Source organism: Streptomyces murinus, assembly GCF_002154555.1.
Lineage (GTDB): Bacteria > Actinomycetota > Actinomycetes > Streptomycetales > Streptomycetaceae > Streptomyces > Streptomyces murinus.
The window spans coordinates 1-5,109 of sequence record NZ_MUNF01000706.1; the positions used below are offsets into that span (position 1 = coordinate 1).

Annotated in this window: 6 protein-coding genes and 2 tRNA genes; 2 read left to right on the top strand and 6 right to left on the bottom strand. The window is 71.1% G+C overall.

Going from position 1 to position 5,109, the window contains the following annotated elements:
• The coding region (locus CCN72_RS33495) for a DUF4365 domain-containing protein (RefSeq protein WP_086812028.1) at positions 1-553 on the bottom strand (553 nt) is incomplete at its 3' end.
• A gap of 168 nt (positions 554-721) precedes the next feature.
• On the opposite strand from CCN72_RS33495, the gene CCN72_RS33500 reads away from it, so the two are divergent.
• A complete protein-coding gene (locus tag CCN72_RS33500) occupies positions 722-1,447 on the top strand; it encodes a 3'-5' exonuclease (protein WP_086812030.1) in 726 nt (241 codons plus the stop codon).
• Positions 1,448-1,608: 161 nt separating this feature from the next.
• Here the strand turns inward: CCN72_RS33500 and CCN72_RS33505 are convergent, their stop codons facing one another.
• The 5 genes from CCN72_RS33505 to CCN72_RS33525 form a co-directional block, all read right to left on the bottom strand.
• The gene (locus tag CCN72_RS33505) at positions 1,609-2,889 is read right to left on the bottom strand and encodes an MFS transporter (RefSeq protein WP_086812031.1); all 1,281 of its coding nucleotides are present in this window, start codon (positions 2,887-2,889) and stop codon (positions 1,609-1,611) included.
• A 147-nt stretch (positions 2,890-3,036) separates the two neighbouring features.
• Positions 3,037-3,108, bottom strand: a tRNA-Val gene (locus tag CCN72_RS33510).
• A 39-nt stretch (positions 3,109-3,147) separates the two neighbouring features.
• Complete coding sequence (locus CCN72_RS33515) at positions 3,148-3,594, bottom strand: SRPBCC family protein (RefSeq protein ID WP_086812033.1); 447 nt, start codon at positions 3,592-3,594, stop codon at positions 3,148-3,150.
• A gap of 267 nt (positions 3,595-3,861) precedes the next feature.
• A tRNA-Val gene (locus tag CCN72_RS33520) sits at positions 3,862-3,933 on the bottom strand.
• A gap of 84 nt (positions 3,934-4,017) precedes the next feature.
• A complete protein-coding gene (locus CCN72_RS33525; protein ID WP_086812035.1) occupies positions 4,018-4,413 on the bottom strand; it encodes a TIGR02611 family protein in 396 nt (131 codons plus the stop codon).
• A gap of 190 nt (positions 4,414-4,603) precedes the next feature.
• Here CCN72_RS33525 and CCN72_RS33530 point away from each other — a divergent pair, with 190 nt between their 5' ends.
• Positions 4,604-5,017 (top strand): SsgA family sporulation/cell division regulator, encoded by a 414-nt coding sequence (locus CCN72_RS33530; protein ID WP_004002642.1) that lies wholly within the window; start codon positions 4,604-4,606, stop codon positions 5,015-5,017.
• Positions 5,018-5,109 lie beyond the last annotated feature (92 nt).

A 5,109-nucleotide genomic window follows, 5' to 3' on the forward strand; every position in this document is an offset into this window, starting at 1 on the left:
CCGTCCCGACGCGGGTCATGATCTCGCACAGCGCCCGGTCGTCGAAGATGCGTGTGGTCGGTATCCGCACGGTGGTCCGGGTCCGGCCGGTGAGCGGGTGGCCGGCCAGGTTGACCCAGTAGCAGCAGTGCCTCAGGTCGAGCCGGTCGTGGCCGGCGCGCAGCCAGTCGTCCTGGGCGCGCGGGACCAGCATCACGACGAGGATCTTGTGCACCGAGACGGGTGTGCGGGCGAGCTTGCGCAGATGGTCGTTGTCGAGGGTGAAGGAGAAGGTGCGGCCCGGGGGGTGGGGCGGTATCTGGTACGTGGCCTTGAGCTGGACCTTGATGGTGACCTCGTCGTCGACGGTGTGGCCGGGCGCGCTGTGGCTGACGTGCCAGTCGATGCCGTTGTCCGGGAAGGGCTGGGACAGCGAGCAGCCGGCCGCGGCGGCGACCGCGTGCAGATAGCCGACCTGGAGTGTCTCCATGCAGGCGGTGGTGGCGAGCGAGCCGCGGACGGTGCCCGTGCGCTCGGGCAGCAGCCCACCGCGCTCGGGCTGCAAAGTGGCCATGACCAACAGCCTTCCGAGCCAAGAGTTTCCCCGCTGCGGGCTGCTGAACTGCAAAGACCCGTACTCCTGTTGTCTCCGTCCGGCGTACGGCGCAAACGGCCCGGGTATCACCAAACTGGCAGAAGACGGGACGTCATCTGCCGTGGGTGAACGAGGAGTTGGGTTGGGATGACGTACTGGTACGAGGGGCCGTTGGCCGCCTTCGACACGGAGACCACGGGTGTGGACGTCGAGACCGACCGGATCGTGTCGGCCGCCGTCGTCGTCCAGGACGCGCCGGAGACCCTGCCCCGCGTCTCGCGCTGGCTGGTGAACCCGGGGGTTCCGGTGCCGGCGGGGGCGATAGCGGTGCACGGGCTGACGGAGGAGCACCTTCAGCGCAACGGGCGCTGGCCGGCGCCGGTGATGTTCGAGATAGCCGAGCAGCTGGCGGAGCACGCGGCGCGGGGGCGCCCGCTGGTGGTGATGAACGCGCCGTTCGATCTGACGCTGCTGGACCGGGAGTTGCGCCGGCACCGGGCGTCGTCGCTGGAGCGGTGGTTTCCTTCGGTGCCGCTGCGGGTGCTGGATCCGCGGGTGCTGGACAAGCATCTGGACCGCTATCGCAAGGGGCGCCGGACGCTGACGGATCTGTGCGCGCATTACGGTGTGGAGCTGGAGGGGGCGCACGACGCGGCGGCGGACGCGCTGGCCGCGCTGGAGGTGGTGCGCGCGCTGGGCCGCCGCTTCGCCACCCGCCTCGAACGCCTCTCCCCCGCCGAGCTGCACACCCTCCAGGCCAACTGGCATGCCGCCCAGGCCCGCGGCCTCCAGTCCTGGTTCGCCCGCAATGGATCGGAGGAGACGGTCAGCACGGAGTGGCCGCTGCGGCCGGAGATGCCGGCGGCGGCTTAGGACCTCTCGTTTGGATCATGTCGGGCTGGTCCGGACGAAAGACCCCAGAGCCTCCGGTGCTTCTACGCGTGGGTCCGGCCGTCTCGTCGGCGCCGGTGTGCGTGGTGCGAGCACCGCGGGGGCCGTGTCGCGTTTCGTGCGCGAGGCCCCCGGACGAGGGGTCAGGCCGTGCCCGTCGCCTTGTCCGACGCGGCCGCGCGGAGCGAGCGGGGGCCGTCGACCGGGGTGTCCGCGGGCTGTTCGAGGCGCAGCTCGCGCACGCCGGGCGCCAGTGCGGTACCGGCGCAGACGGTGGCGACCAGGACGGCCGTGAGCGCGAAGGGCAGCCGGGCACCCCAGGCGTGCAGGGCGATCGGGGCGAGGATGACGCCGAGGGGCTGTGCGGCGAGCGAGACCAGCCAGTCGTAGGAGCTGACCCGGGCGAGCACGTGCTGCGGGACGGCCGTCTGCACGGCGGTCTGCCAGGTGGGGTTCAGGAAGCCGAGGCCGGCCATGGCGACGCCGTACCCGGCCACGAGCACGGGCACCGGGGCCCCGATCGCGAAGAGGGTCAGGGGCACGGCGTAGCCGGCCAGGACCAGGTTGCCGGCGAGGATCGGGCGCCGGGGCCGGGCGCGTCCGGCCAGCAGCGAGCCGGCCAGCAGGCCGATGCCGCCGGCCTGTGTCACCGCGATCCAGGTGCCCTGTCCGCCGAGCCGGGTGACCGCGACGAGCGGGCCGAGGGTGAGCAGGATGTTGGCGGCGAAGTTCCAGGTGGCGTGTGCGATCAGGCTGATCCAGTACCAGTCCCGGGCGCGCACCTCGGCCCAGCCCTCGACCAGCCCGGCGAGGATCGCGCGGCGGGCGCCGGGCGGCGGCCCGTCCCGGTTCAGGCGGACGAGGAGCAGCATGGTGGCGCTGACGGCGAAGGCGGCGGAGTCGAGGACGAAGACCCAGCCGATGCCGACCGCCCAGATCAGCGCGCCGGCGAGGGCGGGTCCTGCCAGTTGGGAGATGCTCTTGGCCACGCCCATCAGCGAGTTGGCCTTCTGCCGCTGCGGTCCGGGGCCGGGTACGGCCCGGGTGACGAGCGGTGCGAGGTTGGGGAGGCTGACGGCCGAGGCCACCCCCGCCATGGCCTGGGCGGTGGCGATCAGCGGGATCGAGGGGTGGCCGCCGACCAGTTGGACGGCGACGAGGGCCTGGGTGACGACCCGGGTGAGGTCGGCGCCGAAGGCCACCCAGCGGGTGTCGTACCGGTCGGCCACGACGCCGGCCACGGGCAGTGCGAGCAGCCGGGCGCCCAGGGCGCAGCCGAGCACCACGGCCAGAGCGGTCGCCGAGCCGGTCACCTCGATCACGGCGAGGCTCAGGGCGGTGGGCACCAGGGCGTCGCTGAGCGTGGACATGGTGCGGCTGACGAAGAGCAGCCGGAAGTCACGGAGCCGGAGCGGATGAGTCACTCCGGCATCCTGCCGTCCCCCGCTCCCGCGGGCGACGGGTGGTTCCGCCGGTGCATCACCGGTGTGCGGCCGCCCAGTTGCCCGGGGCCATCCCTCCCTCGGCAGCAAAAAGAGCCGGTCCGCTGTTGCGGACCGGCTCTTTCCCGGTGGGCGATACTGGGTTCGAACCAGTGACCTCTTCGGTGTGAACGAAGCGCTCTCCCACTGAGCTAATCGCCCGGGAACGCACTGAACAATACAGGTCCCGACGCCGATCCTTCAAACCGCTCGCAGCCGGCGCAGCAGTCCGCGCCGTCCGGCGCGCATCATCAGGCGGTGGTTGGCGCGGAAGACCGCGCGCCCTGGCACGGCCAGCCGCCGGAGCAGAGGCTTGCGGACGTCGACCTCCTGCTCGTAGACGGCGAGCGTCCCGGCGCCCGCGGCGGTGACCGTCCAGCGGGCCCAGCCCTCGATGTCGCCGCTCATGGCGATCTCCAGGATCCCGGCGGCCGGATCGCGGCGCCGCTCGTGCGCGGTGAAGGTCATGGCGTACGGCAGCACCGAGCGGATGGTGAGGATGCCGGTGGCGTCGTCGAGCCGGGTCACCGAGCGCACCTGGGGCCACCAGCGGGGGTAGTCCTCGGGTCGTTCCAGTACGGCGAAGACGGCGGCCGGCGGCACGGGCAGGTGCCATGGGCTGCGGAAGCGGTAGTGGTTCCAGTCCATGCGCCGAGTCTGCCCGCCCCCGGGCGGCCGGCCGCGCCGGACACTGAGGAGGGCTCAGATCGCTTGCCGTTCACCGGTGTTGGGACAACGCGGAATTCGCCGCTCCAGGTGCGGCGCGCGGGAAAGTCCGCGGCTTTCCGGAAATCCCGGACAGTTTCGGCCAGTTGCGTGTGACCGGAACTTCTTCCGCCGGGTGACGGTTCGTCATGGCCGGCGAATACGACGACGGCCCATCCGCTCTTTCGCGGATGGGCCGTCGGTCCGGGGTGGGCGATACTGGGTTCGAACCAGTGACCTCTTCGGTGTGAACGAAGCGCTCTCCCACTGAGCTAATCGCCCGGGCACAGGAAGAAGATTACCCCATGTCAGGCGGTGCCTTCGACCAGCGGCCCGCCGGTGCCCGCGCGGGGCGGTGCGAGCGGCTCACCGGCCCTTGATCTTCCAGGGCGGCACGAGTCCGAACCGCCACAGATAGATCGTGCACAGCACCACGATGATCACCGCTCCGGTCACGGTCAGGACGATGTTGCGGCGGCGCACCGCGGGATCCAGGGCACGCTGTGCCGCCTCGGTGACCTTGCGTTTGGTCCAGCGGAGCACGACCTGGGCCCAGACGAACTCGGTCGCCCAGATCGCCATGCCCGCGAAGATCACCACCCAGCCCGGTCCGGGCAGCGCGAGCATGGCGACGCCGGCGATCACGACCGCGAGGCCGATCACGAAGACGCCGGCCTGCCAGCCGCGGTGCAGCAGTCTGCGCGCCTTGATGAATTCCGGCGCGCGGGACCCGAGCCCAGGTTGGTCACTCCCCGTATTCATACCGACAACGCTACCCGAGTGATTCACATCACTGGAATGGTCGTAGATCCGGTACGAGTTCTCGGCCGGAAGAGTGTCGTAAACGCACGCAAAACCCTCAGAGGGGTTTACAACGGCACCGTAGGTGGCATGTCGATTTCGCCGACGTGCGAATCCCCGAGCGCACACTGAGCGAAAGGCCCTGGCGCTTATGAACACCACGGTCAGCTGCGAGCTGCACCTGCGCCTCGTTGTGTCGAGCGAGTCCTCCCTGCCTGTCCCCGCAGGCCTGCGGTACGACACGGCCGACCCCTACGCCGTGCACGCCACCTTCCACACCGGAGCCGAGGAGACCGTCGAGTGGGTGTTCGCCCGCGACCTTCTCGCCGAGGGGCTGCATCGGCCCACCGGAACCGGAGACGTCCGCGTCTGGCCGTCCCGCAGCCATGGTCAGGGCGTTGTCTGCATCGCCCTCAGCTCCCCTGAGGGGGAGGCCCTGCTCGAGGCGCCCGCACGGGCCCTCGAGTCCTTCCTGAAGCGAACCGACGCCGCCGTGCCGCCCGGCACGGAGCACCGGCACTTCGATCTGGACCAGGAGCTCTCCCACATCCTGGCGGAAAGCTAGCCCGCCCTTCTGAGCAGCCCGGCGCCGTCCACTCGGGGAGACGGCGCGGGCCAGGACAACCGCATACGGCACGGGCCGGCGCCGTCACCGTG

What these genes read in the sequence shown, in the direction of transcription:
- CCN72_RS33500 (WP_086812030.1), top strand. Translation starts at nt 722, where the DNA reads ATGACGTACTGGTACGAGGGGCCGTTGGCCGCCTTCGACACGGAGACC.
- CCN72_RS33515 (WP_086812033.1), bottom strand. Translation starts at nt 3,594, where the DNA reads ATGGACTGGAACCACTACCGCTTCCGCAGCCCATGGCACCTGCCCGTG.
- CCN72_RS33525 (WP_086812035.1), bottom strand. Translation starts at nt 4,413, where the DNA reads ATGAATACGGGGAGTGACCAACCTGGGCTCGGGTCCCGCGCGCCGGAA.
- CCN72_RS33530 (WP_004002642.1), top strand. Translation starts at nt 4,604, where the DNA reads ATGAACACCACGGTCAGCTGCGAGCTGCACCTGCGCCTCGTTGTGTCG.